The 16631-nt window shown below is 69.8% G+C and carries 6 protein-coding genes and 2 tRNA genes; 2 read left to right on the top strand and 6 right to left on the bottom strand.

Going from position 1 to position 16631, the window contains the following annotated elements:
- Window positions 1-177: 177 nt before the first annotated feature.
- The 3 genes from FJK98_RS08840 to FJK98_RS08830 form a co-directional block, all read right to left on the bottom strand.
- A complete protein-coding gene (locus tag FJK98_RS08840) occupies window positions 178-6684 on the bottom strand; it encodes a putative adhesin (RefSeq protein ID WP_168222401.1) in 6507 nt (2168 codons plus the stop codon).
- 91 nt (window positions 6685-6775) lie between these two features.
- Complete coding sequence (locus FJK98_RS08835; RefSeq protein ID WP_240762928.1) at window positions 6776-10420, bottom strand: LamG domain-containing protein; 3645 nt, start codon at window positions 10418-10420, stop codon at window positions 6776-6778.
- A 556-nt stretch (window positions 10421-10976) separates the two neighbouring features.
- Window positions 10977-11981 (bottom strand): NAD-dependent epimerase/dehydratase family protein, encoded by a 1005-nt coding sequence (locus FJK98_RS08830; protein ID WP_145918580.1) that lies wholly within the window; start codon window positions 11979-11981, stop codon window positions 10977-10979.
- 901 nt (window positions 11982-12882) lie between these two features.
- Between FJK98_RS08830 and FJK98_RS08825 the strand changes: the two genes are divergently transcribed.
- Window positions 12883-13476, top strand: coding sequence for a hypothetical protein (locus FJK98_RS08825; protein WP_145922647.1), 594 nt, complete (start codon window positions 12883-12885; stop codon window positions 13474-13476).
- 62 nt (window positions 13477-13538) lie between these two features.
- On the opposite strand, the gene FJK98_RS08820 is transcribed toward FJK98_RS08825, so the two are convergent.
- Both FJK98_RS08820 and FJK98_RS08815 read right to left on the bottom strand, forming a co-directional pair.
- Window positions 13539-13613, bottom strand: a tRNA-Val gene (locus tag FJK98_RS08820).
- Between the two features lie 9 nt (window positions 13614-13622).
- Window positions 13623-13695 (bottom strand) — tRNA-Gly (locus tag FJK98_RS08815).
- A gap of 156 nt (window positions 13696-13851) precedes the next feature.
- On the opposite strand from FJK98_RS08815, the gene FJK98_RS08810 reads away from it, so the two are divergent.
- Window positions 13852-14088, top strand: coding sequence for a DUF6458 family protein (locus FJK98_RS08810; RefSeq protein ID WP_088646915.1), 237 nt, complete (start codon window positions 13852-13854; stop codon window positions 14086-14088).
- 37 nt (window positions 14089-14125) lie between these two features.
- Here FJK98_RS08810 and FJK98_RS08805 read toward each other — a convergent pair whose 3' ends face one another.
- A complete protein-coding gene (locus FJK98_RS08805; RefSeq protein ID WP_240762701.1) occupies window positions 14126-16540 on the bottom strand; it encodes a tetratricopeptide repeat protein in 2415 nt (804 codons plus the stop codon).
- Window positions 16541-16631: the final 91 nt, after the last annotated feature.

The raw sequence follows: 16631 nt of genomic DNA, 5'->3' as shown, positions 1-16631 counted from the left end.
CCCCGGACCGTCCTCTCCACCTGCGAGTATGCGAAGTGATCGCGTGCGCGCCCAGACGGCATCAAGCCAACGCCTGACCCGCTGCTCACCTTTCACTGCTTCCACAAGTACACCACCCTAACACTGACATCGAAATCGCGTTATCAACTCCGCCCACCTCGTCGCAAGAGAGGCTAGCTATCTTCGACCAACAACACTACAGGCAGCCCAGTGACACGTACCCATGCCCGGCCTCACTAGATTGCTCAGCAGGGCGGGCTGATCAGTTCTCACGCTGCCCGCGCGCACACGCAGATTACTTGCAGGCAACAGCGTGAAGTTCGGCATCGACTCACCTGCGCGATAAACCCGGACCGGGCGAAGTGACGACCCACTTTCCACCCTAAACGCGTCCGCGTCCGTCAATTGGCGGGAGTATGGAGCATATACGGCAACATTGGTACCCTCTGGAACCACGAAGTTTCCGTCAGCCAGATCATGTCTGCCATGCCCGGCAAAAACCACCTCACCATCCGGACGACCGCCCGGCACTACCGCCTTAGGCGACCCAGGGGGGCTGGATTTTCGTGCAGCATCCGCCCGCGAAATAATGCTGTCGGCCCATTTCGCCTCGTCGGCCCACTTCATCAGCGCCTTGCCGGTCCGGCCGAGCAGCTTGACGATCGTGCCAGCCTTACGGGCAATCTGGAGCGCCTTGGTCCCCGGAACCATGCCGATGAGCGTCCAGGCACACGCCGCCAGATCACCATGGATGCAGCCCAGAATGTCATCGATACCGAAGAACTTGATCAGTAGCTCGCCACCGGCCCGGACGACAATCGAGACCGCGTTCTGCTTCTTGATCTCGTTGGCCCGTTTGATCTGCTCGTTGGTGGGAGTACCGTCCTTGCCGCCGCCCTTACCACCGCCGCCGCCGTTGCCCCCGCCGGCATTATTCGCCGCCTGGGCCTCTGCCCACTCCTGGTCGCCGCAGGAACCGCCGCAGCCGTCGTTGTCGCCCTTCGTCTCGTGAACGTTGCCAGCCGAGTCCTCGTAGTCAGCGCCGGCTCCGCAGTTGTCGTCGGAGCACATGATGAGGCCGGTCGGGTCGGAGAACGTGATCGGGCTGTTGTTGCTGTAGGCGTAGGCGTTCCACTGCTGCGGGTCGGCCAGGTCCTGCACCGGGTCGACCGAGACGAACCGACCGAGGCCGGCGTCATACTGTCGGGCGCCGATGTGGGTCAGGCCGGTGGGGTCCTTGTCGCCGCCGACGAAGCCCTTGCTGTTGGTCCAGAGCGGCGGGTTGCCCCGGGGGTCGCCGTACGGGGTCTGCCGGCGGATCGTCACCGCCTGGGTGGCGGCGTCGACAGCCGTCTGCTGGGTGCCCTGGTGATCGGAGAAGAGCCAGGTCAACGCGGTCGGCGTGCGGTTGCCGACCAGTTTGCCGGCGAAGCTGTAGTAGCGGGTGCCGGTGACGACGGAGCTGTTGTCCCGCCGGAGCTCCTGGCCGGGCAGGTAGAGGGTGGTGCCGGTGGTGTCCCGCCGGATCAGCCGGGCACCGTCGGCGTCGTAGATGTTGGTCTCGACGGTCTGCCCGCCGACGCTCACCGAGGCGAGCCTGCCCTCGGCGTTCCAGTTCAGCGTCTGGGAGTTGGTGCCGGTCGTGCAGTTGTTGGCGGTGCCGCTGACGGGCCGGCAGCGCATGTTGCCGACGTTGTCGTAGCTGTAGTTGGTGGTGACGTCGGTCTGGCCGGGCACCGTGGTCAGGACCGAGGTGACGGCGTGCGGCCGGACGACGTTCGCGCCACCGGTGGGCGTGGTGTACGTGCGGACGGTGTCCCCGGCCGCCGTGTGCACCTTCTCGGTGCTGCGGTTGCCGACGTCGTCGAGCTCCCACTCGTTCCAGTACTGGGCCGGACCACCGAGGTCGGCGACCTTCGGGTCGGCGGCGCAGGCGACGCCGGCCTTCGGGGTCCAGGCGTGCCGCATCCGGCGTAGTTCGTCGTAGCGGAAGCACTGGGTGTCGGCGGTGCCCACCTGGGGGGTGTCGGCGATGGACGTGATGTTGCCCGCCGCGTCGTAGCTGTAGCTGGTGTCGTTGACCGTGCCGGTGGCGGTCTCCGGCTTGACCTTCGTGCGGGTCACCCGCCGGGTGACGGCGTCGTAGTAGGTGTCGTCCTGGACATACACCCCACCGTCGGTCTTGCGGGTGGTCAGCGTGGGCTCGCCGTACCTGGTGTAGTCCTGCCCGATCACGTAGCGGCCGACGTTGGCCAGGGTGGAGGACAGCTGGGTCGGCAGGCCGGTTGTCGCGTCGTACCCGGTCTGCACCGTTTCGGCGGTCAGGCCCCCGGCGGCCGGATAGGTGATGCTGGTGGGGCTTCCCTCGTACGACGAGTAGCCGTAGCCGTAGATCCAGGTGCCGGACAGGCCGCTGCCCTCGTTGGCGGGAATGACGTAGTTCGCGCCGGTGGGCTGGTAGCGGGTGTTGAAGGCTCGCGCCTGCCACTTGTAGGCGTTGGTGGAGCCGGCCGACTCGTAGCGGATGCTCTCGGTGAGCTGACCGCGCAGCGTCGCCCCGGTGTAGAGCTTGTCGTACTTCCACTCGGCGAGCTTGTTCGCCGTGGCGATGCTGCCGGAATAGAGCGCCTTGCGTCGGCCCATCCCGTCGTACTCGTTGACCAGCACGTTGTTGTTGGCGTCGGTGCTCGTCTCCACCTCGTCGTACACCGTGTAGGTGGTCTGGGTGGTGCCCTTGTCCGGGTCCTTCGCGGTGATCTGCCGGCCCTTGACGTCGTAGGTGTTCACCCACTCGTTGCCGTCGGTGTCGGTGACCTTGGCGAGCTGCCCCTTGCGGTTGTAGGCGTAGGTGGTGACGAGGTCGGGGGTGGCCTGGGCGTCGTCGGTCCGCTGGCGCAGCTCGACGGTCCGCCCCTCGATGTCGGTCTTGGTGGTGGTGACCGTGCCGCCCTCCGGCGGGGTCACCGTGACCGTGTCACCCAGGTACGTCGTCGTGGTGCGCCACTTCTCCACCAGGTTGGTGACGCCGTCGGTGCCGAAGAGGATCTGGTCGGTGGCCCGGGAGGCGTTGTCGTACAGCGTCCTGGTGACCGCCGGCACCGACCACTCCGGCTCCCACCAGAGCGCGCCCCCGGGCGTGCCAGGCTCGGCGTGCGCCTGGTAGCTGGTGACCGCGCGGCCGGTCGCGTCGTACAGGGTGTCGGTGACCACCCGGTCGCCGCCCACCCCGGCGGTCTGCGACTGCCGGGGACGCAGGAAGGCGTCCTTGATCTCGTACGACGTCAGGTAGCCGCCACCGGCGTGCAGCTTGCGGGTCGTCGTGTAGGGGTAGGCGTCCCGGTTCGGCGCGTACCAGTAGGTGTGTTCGACCGACGGGGTCGTCGGATGGTCCGCCTTCGCCCAGCCGACCTCCCAGCCCTTGGCGAGTCGACCCATCGGGTCGTACTCCATGTCGGCGAGGCGGCCGTTGTAGTCGGTCGTGCGGACGGGTTGACCCCAGTAGGGCCGCGTGTCGACGGTGTTGACCCAGTCGGTGGTGCTGCCGTTCGGGTCCGGCGTCCTGGTGGTCACCTTGGTCACCGGGCCACCGGTGGCCGGGGTGTACTCGGTGGTCACCGTCCGGCCGCGGTTGTCGGTGGCGGTCTTCGGCCGACCGTACGCGTCGAAGGTGGCCTGACCGGTGGTCTGCCAGACGGTGCCGCCCGACGACGACCAGTCCTTGAGCTTGTCGACCCGGGTGACCTCGCCCCGGGTGGGCGCGGTGTCCACGCTGGTCGCGCCGTCGTAGAACTTCCGCTCGTCGGCGACGATGTCGGCCTCGGTTGCCGGCGCGGTCGCGCAGGGCACCGCCTTGACGGTGATCTGCTTGACCGCCTGCACGATGTTGGCGGTGACGTTCCGGTTGTACAGGTACGTGGTGCACTTCTCGTCGCCGGTGCTGGCGATGTCCCCGTCGGCCTGGATGGTGTCGGTGGTGCCGTACGTGTCGTCGAAGGCGGACACGGTCCGCGCGGTCCGCCAGCCCCCCGCCCCGTTGACGCCCAGCGCGGTGGCGGTGTAAGCAACGCGGGTGTTGGTGTAGCGGGCGGTGACCTCGTCACCGTTGATGGTGCGGGTCGCGGTGGCCGGTGAACGCCACGGCACGTTGACCGTCTTGGAGACCGGCCTGGTGTCGACGCCGTCGTAGACGACCTGCTCCCGGACCATGCCCGCGAACTGGTCCTCGTCGTACACCGTCTCGGTGCCCAGGGAGGCGGCCACGGTGACGGTGCGCTTGGCGGTGCTCGACTTGCTCACCCGGTCGCCGTGCATGCCGCGCAGGAACGTGGTCCGGGTCAGGGTCTGCGCCGGGGCGTCGCCCTTGCGCACCTCCACCTGGCCGTAGCCGCGGAACTGGTTCCACGTCTTGCGCTTCGGCTTGACCAGGCCGTTGTCGTCGGCGAAGTGCCAGGCCGGGGAGCCGAGATAGGTGTAGAAGGTGTTCTGCACCGGTTGGCCGTGGTCGGTGCTGCCCACCATGACCTTGATGTCGGACTCGGAGACCTGGGTGACGACGTACTTGTGCCAGTATTCGGTGATTTCCAGATCGGCGTCGTACGGGTCCGGGCCGACCACCGGATAGCAGCGCCGGGTGTTGGTCTCCGGCGCGGACGGCAGACTGGTGGCGGTGCAGTCACGCTGGCTGTAGCTGACCTGGATCTTGCCACCGGTCTCGGTGAGAATGTTGCCGATCCGCATCCGGTTGTTGCTGGTGTTGTTCTTGCTGAGCACCCGGTTGGGCATCGACACCGGCTCGAACGTCACCGGCGGCATGACGACGGTCCCACCGACCAGGCCCCGGTGGACCACCGAGGCGAGCCACATGCCGGCGTGATCGCTGCCGTCACCGACGGCGGGATAGGTGTGGTCGAGGGTCCACGAGTCGACCTGCTGCCACGCGGGCGTGGTCTTCGTGGTGTCCCAGACCTGGGTGGTGACCTTCGACAGCCGCTTCGTGCTCCAGAACGTCGGGCCGTAGTTCTCCCCGCAGTCCGCCGCCCCCGAGGCGCAGTCCTGGTCCCACGGGACGTCCTTCCAGTGCGCGGCGTCGTGGATCTGGCAGTCCGCCGCACACCGGTCCTGGGTCTCCAACACCACCTGTGCCAGCGCGGTCACCGACCGGTCGCCGGAGCCACGGTCCCAGGTGCCGTAGTCGATCCGCTTGAGCACGCCGCCGCGCACGTACTCGGCCTTGTTGGTGGAGGTCGCGTTCTTCGCGTACCGGTTGAGCTCCTTGTCGTACCAGTACGACACGGTGTTGCCGCGTGGGTCGACGACGTAGTCGAGGTTCCACCGCCACGCCTGGTTGCAGAGCGACGACGCGAACGACGACACGTTGCACGGCTCGTTGGCGTGGTTGCCGGCGACCGGCACGGTCCAGGTGGAGTCCGTCGCGTTGCTCTGCCCCGGCAGGTTGTTGCGGCCGAAGAAGTACTGCACGCCGTCCGGCGTGGTCACCTTCCAGTACTCACCGTCGTTGTCGCCGTTGCTGGCGTTGGTGAGCTTCTCGATCTTGGAGCCGTCCTCGTTGCGGCTGTGCCAGCCCTTGCCCGCCTCGTAGACCAGCTCGCCGCCCCGTCCGTTGAGCGACATGGTGGCGTTGTCGGACCGCCAGCACTGGTCACCGGTGCGGTTGGTGCTGTTGTTGCCACCGGACATGTCGTCGGCACACGGTACGTAGCTGCGCTCGATGTAGCCGGACCAGAGGTCGAAGCCCTCACCGGCCCAGGAGGGTTGGCTGTTGGACGCATCCGACTGCCCGTCCACCTTGTCGGAGGTGTAGGAGAGCCCGAGGCTGGGCGCGGGGCCACCGATCGTCGGCGGCATCCGCATCGGGTACGACCAGGAGAAGCCACCGGTCGACGTGCCGGCGGACCAGGTCGCGCTCGCCGACATCGGGGTGGCCGCGAAGTCGCCCTCCGGACCGGACGCACCTGCGGCCAGTGCAACCAGCGATGGAGCCGCAGTCCCGGCCCGGCCCGCACCGTCCGTGCCGAGGGGCACCTCGGCGCTCACCGACGATCCGTCGTTGCGCGAGGGCAACGGCTGCGCCGCGCATCCAGCCCGATCCGGGGTCCGCAGCGCGCAGTCCGGCACCTGCCACAGCCGCAGCCGGGAGGACCAGTTGCCGCCGAAGGCGGTGCGGAAGGCCCGGTAGTCGACCGAGACGGTAACCGCGCCCGGCCGCTTCGCGGTGGTCGCGCCGCCGGCACCGCTACCCCCGGCGCTCTCGCCGAGCCGCAGCAGCAGACCGTCGCGCCAGCGTTGCGGTGCGGCGGCCCGGTCCAGCACCTCGACCGAGACCGCTGACGTGTCGGCTCCTGCCGCGCCGGGTGCCCGGCTCACCGTGACCGGCAGCTTTCCCGCCTTCACCCGGGCCGGTGCTGCCCGGCGCTCGTCGTCGACGGGCGGCAGGGTCACCGACGCCCGGCCAGGAGCGGGCCACACCGGCGGGCTCAGCTTGGCGCTGGTGGCTGGGCTGGTGGGATTGGCCCTCCCCCGGGCGGTCTGCCCGTCCCGGTCGAACTTCTCCCGCTGTCGGTTGAGGGTGACCGACCCGGGGGAAGCCTGGGCGGGCACCGTCATGCCGGAGACGACCAGTACGGAGGTGAGCGTCGCGGCGACCACCTGGGTGAAGCGGCGCACGGGGGCAGGACGTGCAACGGAGGTTTTCACCAGACTCCCAGCGGGGATCGCGTTCGCGGCTGACGGGGTGTGCGTGGTGCTCGGTGGGCGGTCAGCCCGTGACATCGGCTTCCCTGACGGCTTCGAGCTCGTTGATCTCGCGGACATCGTTGTCACTCAGCGCACCCTGAAAGAGACTTATGTCATCGATGTCGCCGTGCCAGCGGTCGACCAGCTGGGTGGCTGCGCCGGCGGGGGTGAACCGAGCGGCGCCGAGGTAGAGCGGCCCCGTTGCGTCGAAGGCACCGGTGAAGGCACCCGAGCCGAAGGGGGTGGTCCTGACAAGATCGCCGTTGACGTACAGGCGAACCTGTCGACGCGCGGTGTCGTGAACACCCACCAGGTGGGTCCAGTGAGACAGATCGTCTTCCTCGGTCATCGCACGTGACGTCATGAATGCTTCCGCAAGCCGGCTACCGATGGGTTGGTCATCGGCACCGAAGACGCTGAACGACCAGTAGTTGACAGGCTGTCCGTCCACCGTCCTCGTACGCTGGCCGAGGTAGAACGCGGACTGCTTCGAACCGAGCTGCGACATGGCAGTTTGCATGCCAAGCGACCTAGGCTGTACCCAGGCGGAAACCGAGAAGGACTGGTCGGTACGGAGCACGCGTCCGTCCTGCCAGTTCGGAGTCTGCGGATCTCCGCTCAGGTCATCCTGGCTCCAGCCATACTCGACGGTCGGCTGGGCGGGGTCGTCGATGGCCTGTGAATCGAGAGACATGAAGCTGGCGCGGCTGCCCTCGCCGACGTCGACGCCCTTGGTGAAGGCGATCCGACGGCCGAAGGAGGTGTTCTCCGGACTCATGCACAGCGTCCAGTCGGAGGGATTCTCCTCGTAGCAGCCGGTGGCCCCGTCGAAGGTCCACTGGCCCACCCGGACGGGTTTCAGCATGCCCGGTTCGTCGAAACCGCCGGAGCCTTCCTCGTCCCGGCGCTGTCCGGTGAAGTCGTGCGGCACCAGGGCCCGGTTGTACACCTGAATCTGGGCGACGGAGCCCTGGAAGAAGTTGTTCGTGGCACCTCCGGCGGCTTTGCGTCCCACCTGGAATGACTTGGTGGCATTCCAGGCGCTCGTCCAGGGCATGGAGGCGACGGGCGCTCCGTCAACGAACAGTGTGAGGGACTTAGCCGGGTCATCGTAGGAGAACGCCACGTGCTGCCAACGACCAATATCCGCGCTCGTGATCGCGGCCTGCGGCGTCAGTATGGTGTACGCGCCGACGCAGTCGTTGCTGCGGGTGGTGACGTTCCACCTCGGCACACCTGCCGAGACATAGACCCCGAAGAAGAAGCCGTACTCGCAGTCACCACTCTGGGTGGCGATGGCCATGTTCTGAGTGGGAAGGGAGGACAGGCGTACCCAGGCTGCGACACCGTACGACTTCGTGGTGTCGACCACCGGTCCCGTCGTTTGCAAACTCGACGAGGTGCCGTTGAAGGTGGCGGTCGTGCCCTTGATGATGCGCAGGTCCGGGGTCCACGCGACGTTGCTGGCCGTCAGGGGGGTGTCACCGCCGAGGGCGGGCTGGCCGTCGGCCAGGGCAGCACTCGTGTTGACACCGGGCAGGGTCTCCAGGCCCCAACGGGCGATCGCCGGCGATGGCCGACCCGCGATGAACTCGGCGGAGGCGTCACCGGGGTTGCCCGCGCCGTCGTACGCCCGGACGTGCAGGGTGTTCTGGCCGTACTTCGGCACGGACAGCGACACCGAGCCGATCCGGTAGCAGACGTTGGTGCCCGTCGGCACGTTGTAGCTACAGGCGGTGGTCGCCGGCACCTCGATGGTGCCGGGGAAGGTCCAGCCGTACCGGAACTTCGTCACGCTGGTGTCCGTGGAAGAGAAACCGAAGGTCACCTTCTCGCCGGGCAGCGGCTGGTCGGTGCCGTTACGGGTCACCACCACGGGTGGGATGGTCGTGTCGACCCGGAACTCACACCAGGCCGACCAGGCGCTGGTCTTGCTGTACGGTGCCGGATCGGTGGCCCGGGCCCGGAAGGCGTACACCTGCCCCTCGGTCAGTTGGGGCAACGACGCCGTCGTGGAGCGACCACCGGCCGGAACGGACGCACCCGCAGGCGCGGGCTTGCGCGGGGTGGAGTCTCCGTAGGTACCGGTACCGGGCACCTGCAGCCACTCGTAGGCGGTCGTCAACGCCTGCGTGGTGTCGGCGTCCGGGAAGATGCCCGAGAAGGTGGGGGTGAGCGTCCCGATGCTGATCCGCTGGCCCGGAGCGCATGCCACGCCGGAGGTCTGGAGGCTGTACGGCGCGCCAGGTACCGAGTCGTAGTCGACGACCAGCTTCGCGCTGTTGGGCCAGAACTTCTTCCACCTGTCGGTGGTGGACTCACCCGAGCCGTCCGTGCCGCTACAGGCGCAGAACCCCAGGGTCACGTTCGAGTAGTTGTTCGTGGCGTGGGTCTGGATGAGGGACGTCACGGCCGACCCGGTGAAGTTGACCGTCATGTCCGGTTGCGGGGAGTCCGAGCAGCCGTAACCCTCGTTGGCGTGGGACTGTGCGGTCGACTTGTGGCTGTGCAGCTTCGGCGCCCACGCGGTACGGGGCGTCGAGGCGATACCGCTGGAGTGGTACATGTACGTCGGGGTGTCCGTGCAGGACCAGGAATGGTCCAGCTTCATCTGCACGTACGCGGACTCGATGTGCTTGCCCCTGATGGCGGACAGCGGGAAGTCGAAGTACGAGCGGTAGATCTTCCCCGAGTCGGGGTCCTTGCCGACGCGGGCGATGGTGGTGTCGGTGTTGTTCGTGTTGTTCTGCGTCGCATAGGCCCAGCGGGACCTGGCGGTGGACCAGGCCGGGTCGATGAACACCGGGAAGGTGACGTCCCGCCCGGTGAGCAGCCGCGCGTCGGGGCGGAGGACCAGGTGTCCGTCGGCCACGGCGGCACCGACGGACGCCGTCCTGGCCCGGTCGCCCGGCCCGGCCGCCGAGGAACGTGCGACGGAAGCGGTCCCTGACGCGCCCGACAGCCGGCCGGTCGGGCCGGCGATGCCCGACTGCGTGGACGAGTCCCACATCAAGGCGGGTTCGGCGGTGGCGATCTCCTGGCCGTTTACCACTGCGGACAGACGTCCGTCCCCGGTCTTTGTGACCCGTGCCCCGCTCCCGAGCGCGAAGCGCAGTTCCCGCAGGCGGGGGTCGGCCGCCGCCTGCGGCGTCCGCACCACGAAGACATGGGTGAATCCGGTACGCGTCGCGCGCAGCACCAGATCAGTCCCCGGCAACACGTTCGGGTAGGTGGCCGCGTCGCCGGACACGGTGGGTTCGGGCAACCTGCTCGGCCACGACAACGACAACGACCTGCCGCCGCGCGAGAGGATCACTGCCGGACCGCGTCCCCCGGCCGAGAACCGCACCTGCGCCACGGAGGCCGCCGGTGCCCAACCGTCCGCCGACCTGCGCAACGACAGATCGATGTCCGCCCAGGAACCGTTGCTGCGCCTGACGCGCTGTGGCATCACCGCGGTCTCGGCGGTGAACCCACCTGACGGGTTGGCGAACACCTGGGTCAACTCCGTACGAGCGGACTCCACCTCGACCCGGTGACCCGACCGCTGTGCCGCGGACACGGCAGATGCCGCGTCCGGCGCCACCGCGACATCGCCCGTCGGCGGTGCGGGTGCTGGTGCCGCCTGCACCCGCCCCGGTCCCGTCAGCACCGAACCGGCCAGCACGCAGGTCAACGCGAGAATTGCGGTCGTCCGCGGCCCTGGTGCTGGTCGCTGGGCGCGCAAGTCGGCCGGTCGGTGAGCGGCTGTCACAGTGCCTCCACAGGCAGTAGTCGCAGGAGACTTGGATCGGGTGGGCGGCGTGGTGCACTCCCGAGATCTCCGACGAAGAACTCGTGGACTTCCATCGAAGGAAAGCCGATGGCCGCTCGGTGGGGTAATCAGCCGACGGGGACGTGGGCCACTCTCGTCACGGGTGGCCGTCTCCTGAACGTCACGACGTTGCCCGCTGGGCGAACAGCCGGCGAAACGCTTGTGCGGTAACGGTTTCCAGTGGTGTGGACAGGCAGCAACCAGCCACCAGCCGTCATGGCGATCCCCCGTGAAGATGATTGGCAGTGGCCGAACTCTAAGGGCGCTGACGATAGTTGTCCACGTCGATTACTTTCCGTAAATAACAAAGAGTCCAGAAAGGAGCAAAAGGCACACCAGGCGCCGCCGTTGGTCCCATACACAGGACTTCCAGTACGCCCGGCCACCCGTCCCGAAAGCGGGTCGGTGGCTATCGGGACGGGTGGGCGGTGAGCAGGGCGGCTTCCCGGGCCGAGTCGAGGCCGACGGCCGCCCGCACCGGCCGCCCCGCACGCGGCGGAACCGCCCCCACCCGGTCCAGCCAGCGCCAGGTGTCACCGACCGTCTCGGCCACCGGGCGGCAGGTCAGCCCCGCCGCGTACGCCTTCTCGACGCCGCGTTGCTGCAACCACCGGTACTCGTGGCCCGGCGGAATCCAGATCGGCAGATCGTTCCAGGGTTCGATCCCGGCGGCGAGGATCACCTCCGGGTCGGTCCAGCGCAGCCGGGCGTCCGCCCCGGTCGCCGCCACCACCCCGGCCAGCAGTTCCCCCATCGTGGTGTGCCCCGGACGACTGATCACGTTGAACGCCCCGCCGGCCCCCTCGGCGGCCCGGTCGAGCGTGAAGGTCGCCAGGTCCCGGACGTCGACGTACTGCACCGGCAGGTCGGCCGGCCCCGGGGCGAGGACGTCACCGCCCCGGGCCACCCGGCGCAGCCACCACGGCAGCCGCCCGATGTCCTCCCCCGGCCCGAGGATCAGCCCCGCCCGTACCAGCAGGGCGCTGTCCCCGAACACCTCGGTCGCGGCCAGTTCACCGCCGGCCTTGCACCGGGCGTAGTCGTCGTCGCCGGTGTCGTCGGCCGCCGACGCCACCACCGCCGACTCCTCGCCGCCCCCGGGAAGCACGGGCGGGGCGTAGACCGAGCCGCTGGAGACGTAGGTGTAGTGCCCGGCGGAGCGCAGCAGCGTGGCGGCGTCACGTACCGCGCGGGGCGCGCCGTCCCAGGTGTCGACCACCACGTCCCACGCGCCGCCGGCCAGTTCGGCCAAACCGCCCGGCGCGGTCCGATCACCCCGCAACCGGTGTACGCCCGGCGGGGTGCCGCCGTGTATCCCCCGGTTGAACATGGTCACCGTCCAGCCTCGGCGCACCCCTTCGGCCACGATGGCGGAGCCGACGAAACCGGTGCCGCCCAGCATCAGCAGTCTCATGCGTCCCACCCTGCCGGCCCGGGACACCGGTGGGGCATCCTGTTCACCGGCAGCGGATCTGCCCTCGGCAGAACCCGCGCCCCCGCCACCCGACGCCCGCTCCGCGTCCTGCGCGGCCCCGGCCCCGGGCGTCGTTGCGCATACTCGCCATATAGCGGTATCCGCCCCTGCCCAAAGCCGCTATTTCGGCCCATGACGATAGGCAGATGCCGTCGCTCCGAGGATGCCCGGCCACATCGTCGCGGGAAGGGACGGACCGGACGTTCGGCGCACATTTCTTTCGTCCACGACGTGCCGAAAATGAGTTCCGAGGGCGGGCAACTTCGCGGACACCTGTATGCCGGTCAGGCATATTTATTACCCACAGGAATGGAGCTCTCCGCGTAGGACGGGCCAGACACCGCGCGCGCCACTGGCAACAGGTGGCGGCAGGCACCGGCCGCACCTACCGCCCCGACCTGACGGCACCGGTGAAACCGGACCGGACCACGGTGCCGCGGAGGACCCACGACTCGAAACCCGGCCGAACCGGACGTGCCACACCCCGCTGACGGCCCGGCGGCAGGGTCGCTACCAGGCTCGGTGCAGCATTCGCCGGCGGAATGACCGGGCGCTGTCCGGCGTTACACCTCGGTACGACCGCAGCAGCGCCCGGCCGACCCCGCAACCCCTGCGGGAATGACCCCGGACCCCCGGTCGTTACATCTGACCCCGGCACGAGCGGCCACCGCCCCACGCGGCGAGCCCCACCGGACCCCCGCAGACTTTTCTCCCGCTATGAGCGCCCCGACGTTGGTGCCCACGCCCCTACGCGGCCCGCCTCCCACGGGCACACCCAGCCCCTGCACGGGCGGGTCGGGGCGTCTACCCCCGAAGGAGCTTCCCCATGAACACCACCATCATGAACACCACCATCCTGCGTAAGAGCATCCTCGGCATCGCCGGTCTCGCCGTCGCCGGTGGCCTGGCCGCCGGCCCGCTCAACCACGACACCCCCACCGTCGACACCCGCCCCGTCGCCGCCGTGGTGCAGGCCGACAAGCCGGCCGTCGACAAGGCCAAGCTGATCCCGCACGGTGTGCAGGGCGAGCAGTCGCGCATCGACCTCAACGACGAGCAGACCGCCAATGCCAAGGCGATCATCGCCGCGACGAAGAAGGCCGGCATGGACGAACGCGCCGCCGTCGTGTCGATCGCCACGAGCCTTCAGGAGTCGAAGCTGGAGAACCTCGGCCACCTCGGTGACCGTAACGACCACGACTCGCAGGGCCTGTTCCAGCAGCGCCCGTCCAGCGGCTGGGGCACGGTGGAGCAGATCACCGACCCCGAGTACGCCACGATGGCGTTCCTCAAGGGCCTCAAGCAGGTCGACGGCTGGCAGGACATGCCCCTGACCAAGGCCGCCCAGACGGTGCAGGTGTCGGCGTACCCCGACCACTACGCCCAGTGGGAAACCCAGGCCGCCGACCTCGTCGCCCAGCACTGGAACAGCTGACCCGCAACGAACCGCCAACGCGAAGGCCCCGGCTCTGGTGAGCCGGGGCCTTCGCGATGCTCTGGTGGGCGATACTGGGTTTGAACCAGTGACCTCTTCCGTGTCAAGGAAGCGCGCTCCCACTGCGCCAATCGCCCGTGGTCGAGAGCGGACGACGGGATTCGAACCCGCGACCCTCACCTTGGCAAGGTGATGCGCTACCAGCTGCGCTACGTCCGCGTGCCGCCCGGTCTCCCCGGCGACGGGGTGAACTCTACCCCATTCCAAGATCGCCCGCCCGGCCGACCCCACCACTTCGCCCCGCCCGGCGATTGCCCTGCTCATCGACGGGGTACTGCATCCCGACAGCACAACCCCTGCCCCCAAGGAGCTGTCATGGGTATCGGAACGAGCATCTTCCTGCTCGCCGTCGGCGCGATCCTCACCTTCGCGGTGAACGCGAGCGTCGGCGGTGTCGATCTCGACGTCGTCGGCTGGATCCTGATGGCCGCCGGCGTTCTCGGCCTCGTCATGGTTCTGCTGATGCGCGGTCGCCGCCGTACGGTCACCACCGCCGAGCCGGTGGCGTACCAGCGGGTCGAGGAGCGTCGGGACGTCGCCCCGCCGCTGTGACGCGACCGGCCCGCCACCCCGCGACGCGGGGGCGGGACTACCGCGCGGCCGGCAGCGCGTCGAGCCGGCTGCGCACCAGTGCGGCGTCCGGATGGCCGAGCTGGTCGAGCACGTCGAGGGCCTGCCCCCAGGCGGTACGGGCCGCGTCGGGTTCGGCGGTGGCCTGGTGGCTGTCACCGAGGTGCATCAGCGTGACGGACTCGTAGTACCGTTCGCCGGTCTCCCGCCACAGCGCGAGCGCCTGCCGGTAGCAGTCGAGGGCCTCGCGGTGCCGGCCGAGGTGGTGGTGGGCGAAGCCGAGGCTGTCCCACGCGTGCGCCTCCCAGTAGCGGTTCCCGGTCTGCTGCTGCCGCACCAGAGCCTGACCGCAGTAGTCCAGCGCACGGGGGTAGTCGCCGAGCTGGATGTGGTACCAGCCGATGTTGTTGAGCGCGTTGGCCTGGCCCTGCGCGTGCCCGGCGGCCTCGAACAGGCGGTGCGCCCGTTGCGCGTGGTCGAGCGCCCGCCGGTGGTCGTCCTGCCGCTCCGCGAGGATGCCGAGGTTCAGTTCGGTCCGCCCACCGCCGACCCGGTCACCGAGTTCGGCGTACAACTGCCGGGACCGCTCCAGGTGCTCGCGGGCCTCCTCGTACGCGCCGAGGCGCAGGCAGGCGATGGCCCGGTTGCGGTGGGCGCGGGCCTGCCCGTCCCGGTCCCCGGCCGCCGTGGCGGCCCGCAGCGCCAACTCCTGGGCGCGGGACTGGTCCGCCCAGGCACCCACCCGGTCGAGGTAGGTGTTGACGCTCCACGCCAACTGCCAGGCGTGGGTCGGCAACCCGTGCTCGACGGCCAGGCCGATCGCGGCGAGCAGCGCCCGGTGTTCGGCGGCCAGCCACGCCCACGCCTCGTCCCGGTCGGCCGGCGTGGACACCGTGGTCCCGGGGTGCGCCACCGGCAGGTCGATGTCGTCGCGGTGCTTGTGCAGCAGCAGAGCGGCGGCGTACGCGGTGTGCAGGTAGTGGTCGAGCAGCCGGCACCGCGCCGCCCGCCGCAGCCCGGCGGAGTCGGTCGCCACGGCCAGCTCGACGGCGTACGCGCGGAGCAGGTCGTGCAGGGCGTACCGGCCGGGGGCGTGCTCGGTGAGCAGGTTCGCCCGGGTCAGCACCGCCAGCGGCCGGCGCACCTCGGCCGGGGTCAGGGCGGCGAGGCTGGCGGCCGCCGGGACGGACACGTCGGGCCCGGGGTGCGTCCCGAGCGCCCGGAACAGGTCGGCCGCCGCCGGGTCGAGACCCCGGTACGACCAGGACAGCACCGCCCGGACGTCGACGCCGGCCTCGCCGCCGCTGAACGCGTCGAGGCCGCCCCGGCTGGCGGTCAGCTCGGCGGCGAGGCGGGCCAGCCGGAAATCCGGGTAGGTGGCGGCCCGCGCGGCCACGATCGCCAACGCCAGCGGCAAGCCGGCCGCCGCGGCGACGATCCGGTCCACCGCCTCCGGTTCCGCCGCGACCCGGTCCGCGCCCAGCCGGCGGGACAGCAGCTCACGCCCCTCCGCCGGGGAGAGCAGACCCAGCGGCAGCGGGCGGGCCCCCTCGGCGGTGACCAGTCCCGGTAGCTGGTTGCGGCTGGTCACCACGACCAGGCATCCCGGCGAGCTGGGCAGCAGCGGACGTACCTGGTCGGCGTCGCGGGCGTTGTCCAGCAGCACCAGCACCCGCCGGTCGGCGAGCAGGCTGCGGTAGAGGGCCGCCTGGGCCGCCAATCCCACCGGGATGCGTTCCGGCGGCACCGCGAGCGCCTCCAGGAACCCGGCCACCGCCTCGGCGGGGCTCAGCGCGGGCGACTCGGGGTCGAAGCCGCGCAGGTCGACGTAGAGCTGCCCGTCCGGGAACCGGCCGGCGACCCGGTGCGCCCAGTGCACGGCCAGGGCCGTCTTGCCCACGCCGGCCGTACCGCCGATGGTGCAGACGGGGACGGTGCCCGGCGGGCCTTCCGGCTCGGTGAGCAGCGCGTCCAGGGCGGTGAGCGGGGCGGACCGGCCGGCGAAGTGCCGTACCGCCACCGGTAGCTGGCGGGGCACGGGCGGTGCCGGGGGCGCGGCACCGGCGGAAGCCTGCCGGCCCCGTTCGGCGCGGGCGGCGGCGGTGAGCCGGTCGTCGACCCGCGCCGCGTCCGCCGCGGCCAGCAGCCGCCAGTACGCGGCCTCCCACCGGGCCTGGTCGGTCAGCGCGGCGGGCAACCGGATGCCGACCTGCTCGGCGTACGCGACGCAGGCGCCCAGGTAGCCGGTGACGAAGTCCCAGTCCGGCAGCGACTTGGCGTTGAGCTTGTCGCTGAGGGTGGAGCGGGCCAACGGTCTGCCCCGGGCGGCGGCGACCGCCACCAGGGAGTTCAACGACGGCCCGCCCGCCTGCTGGCGCAGGTGGCGCAACTCGTCGACGAACGCGAGCAGCGCCTCCCGGCCCGTCTCCCCCACCCCACACCCACCCGGCGTCGCGATGTTCCGCTGGAAGAATCGGAGCCAGGATAGCTTGACATCGACGTACGGCGATGACCCGAAGCGTGGT

The sequence above is a fragment of the Micromonospora sp. HM134 genome, from assembly GCF_007833915.1.
GTDB lineage: Bacteria > Actinomycetota > Actinomycetes > Mycobacteriales > Micromonosporaceae > Micromonospora > Micromonospora wenchangensis.
Note: the sequence above shows the minus strand (reverse complement) of the source record. Positions and strands in the feature narration are given on the sequence as shown.

Bases quoted from the DNA above. Each gene is read 5' to 3' on its own strand.
- FJK98_RS08830 (WP_145918580.1), bottom strand. From the start codon at position 11,981: ATGAGACTGCTGATGCTGGGCGGCACCGGTTTCGTCGGCTCCGCCATC.
- FJK98_RS08825 (WP_145922647.1), top strand. From the start codon at position 12,883: ATGAACACCACCATCCTGCGTAAGAGCATCCTCGGCATCGCCGGTCTC.
- FJK98_RS08810 (WP_088646915.1), top strand. From the start codon at position 13,852: ATGGGTATCGGAACGAGCATCTTCCTGCTCGCCGTCGGCGCGATCCTC.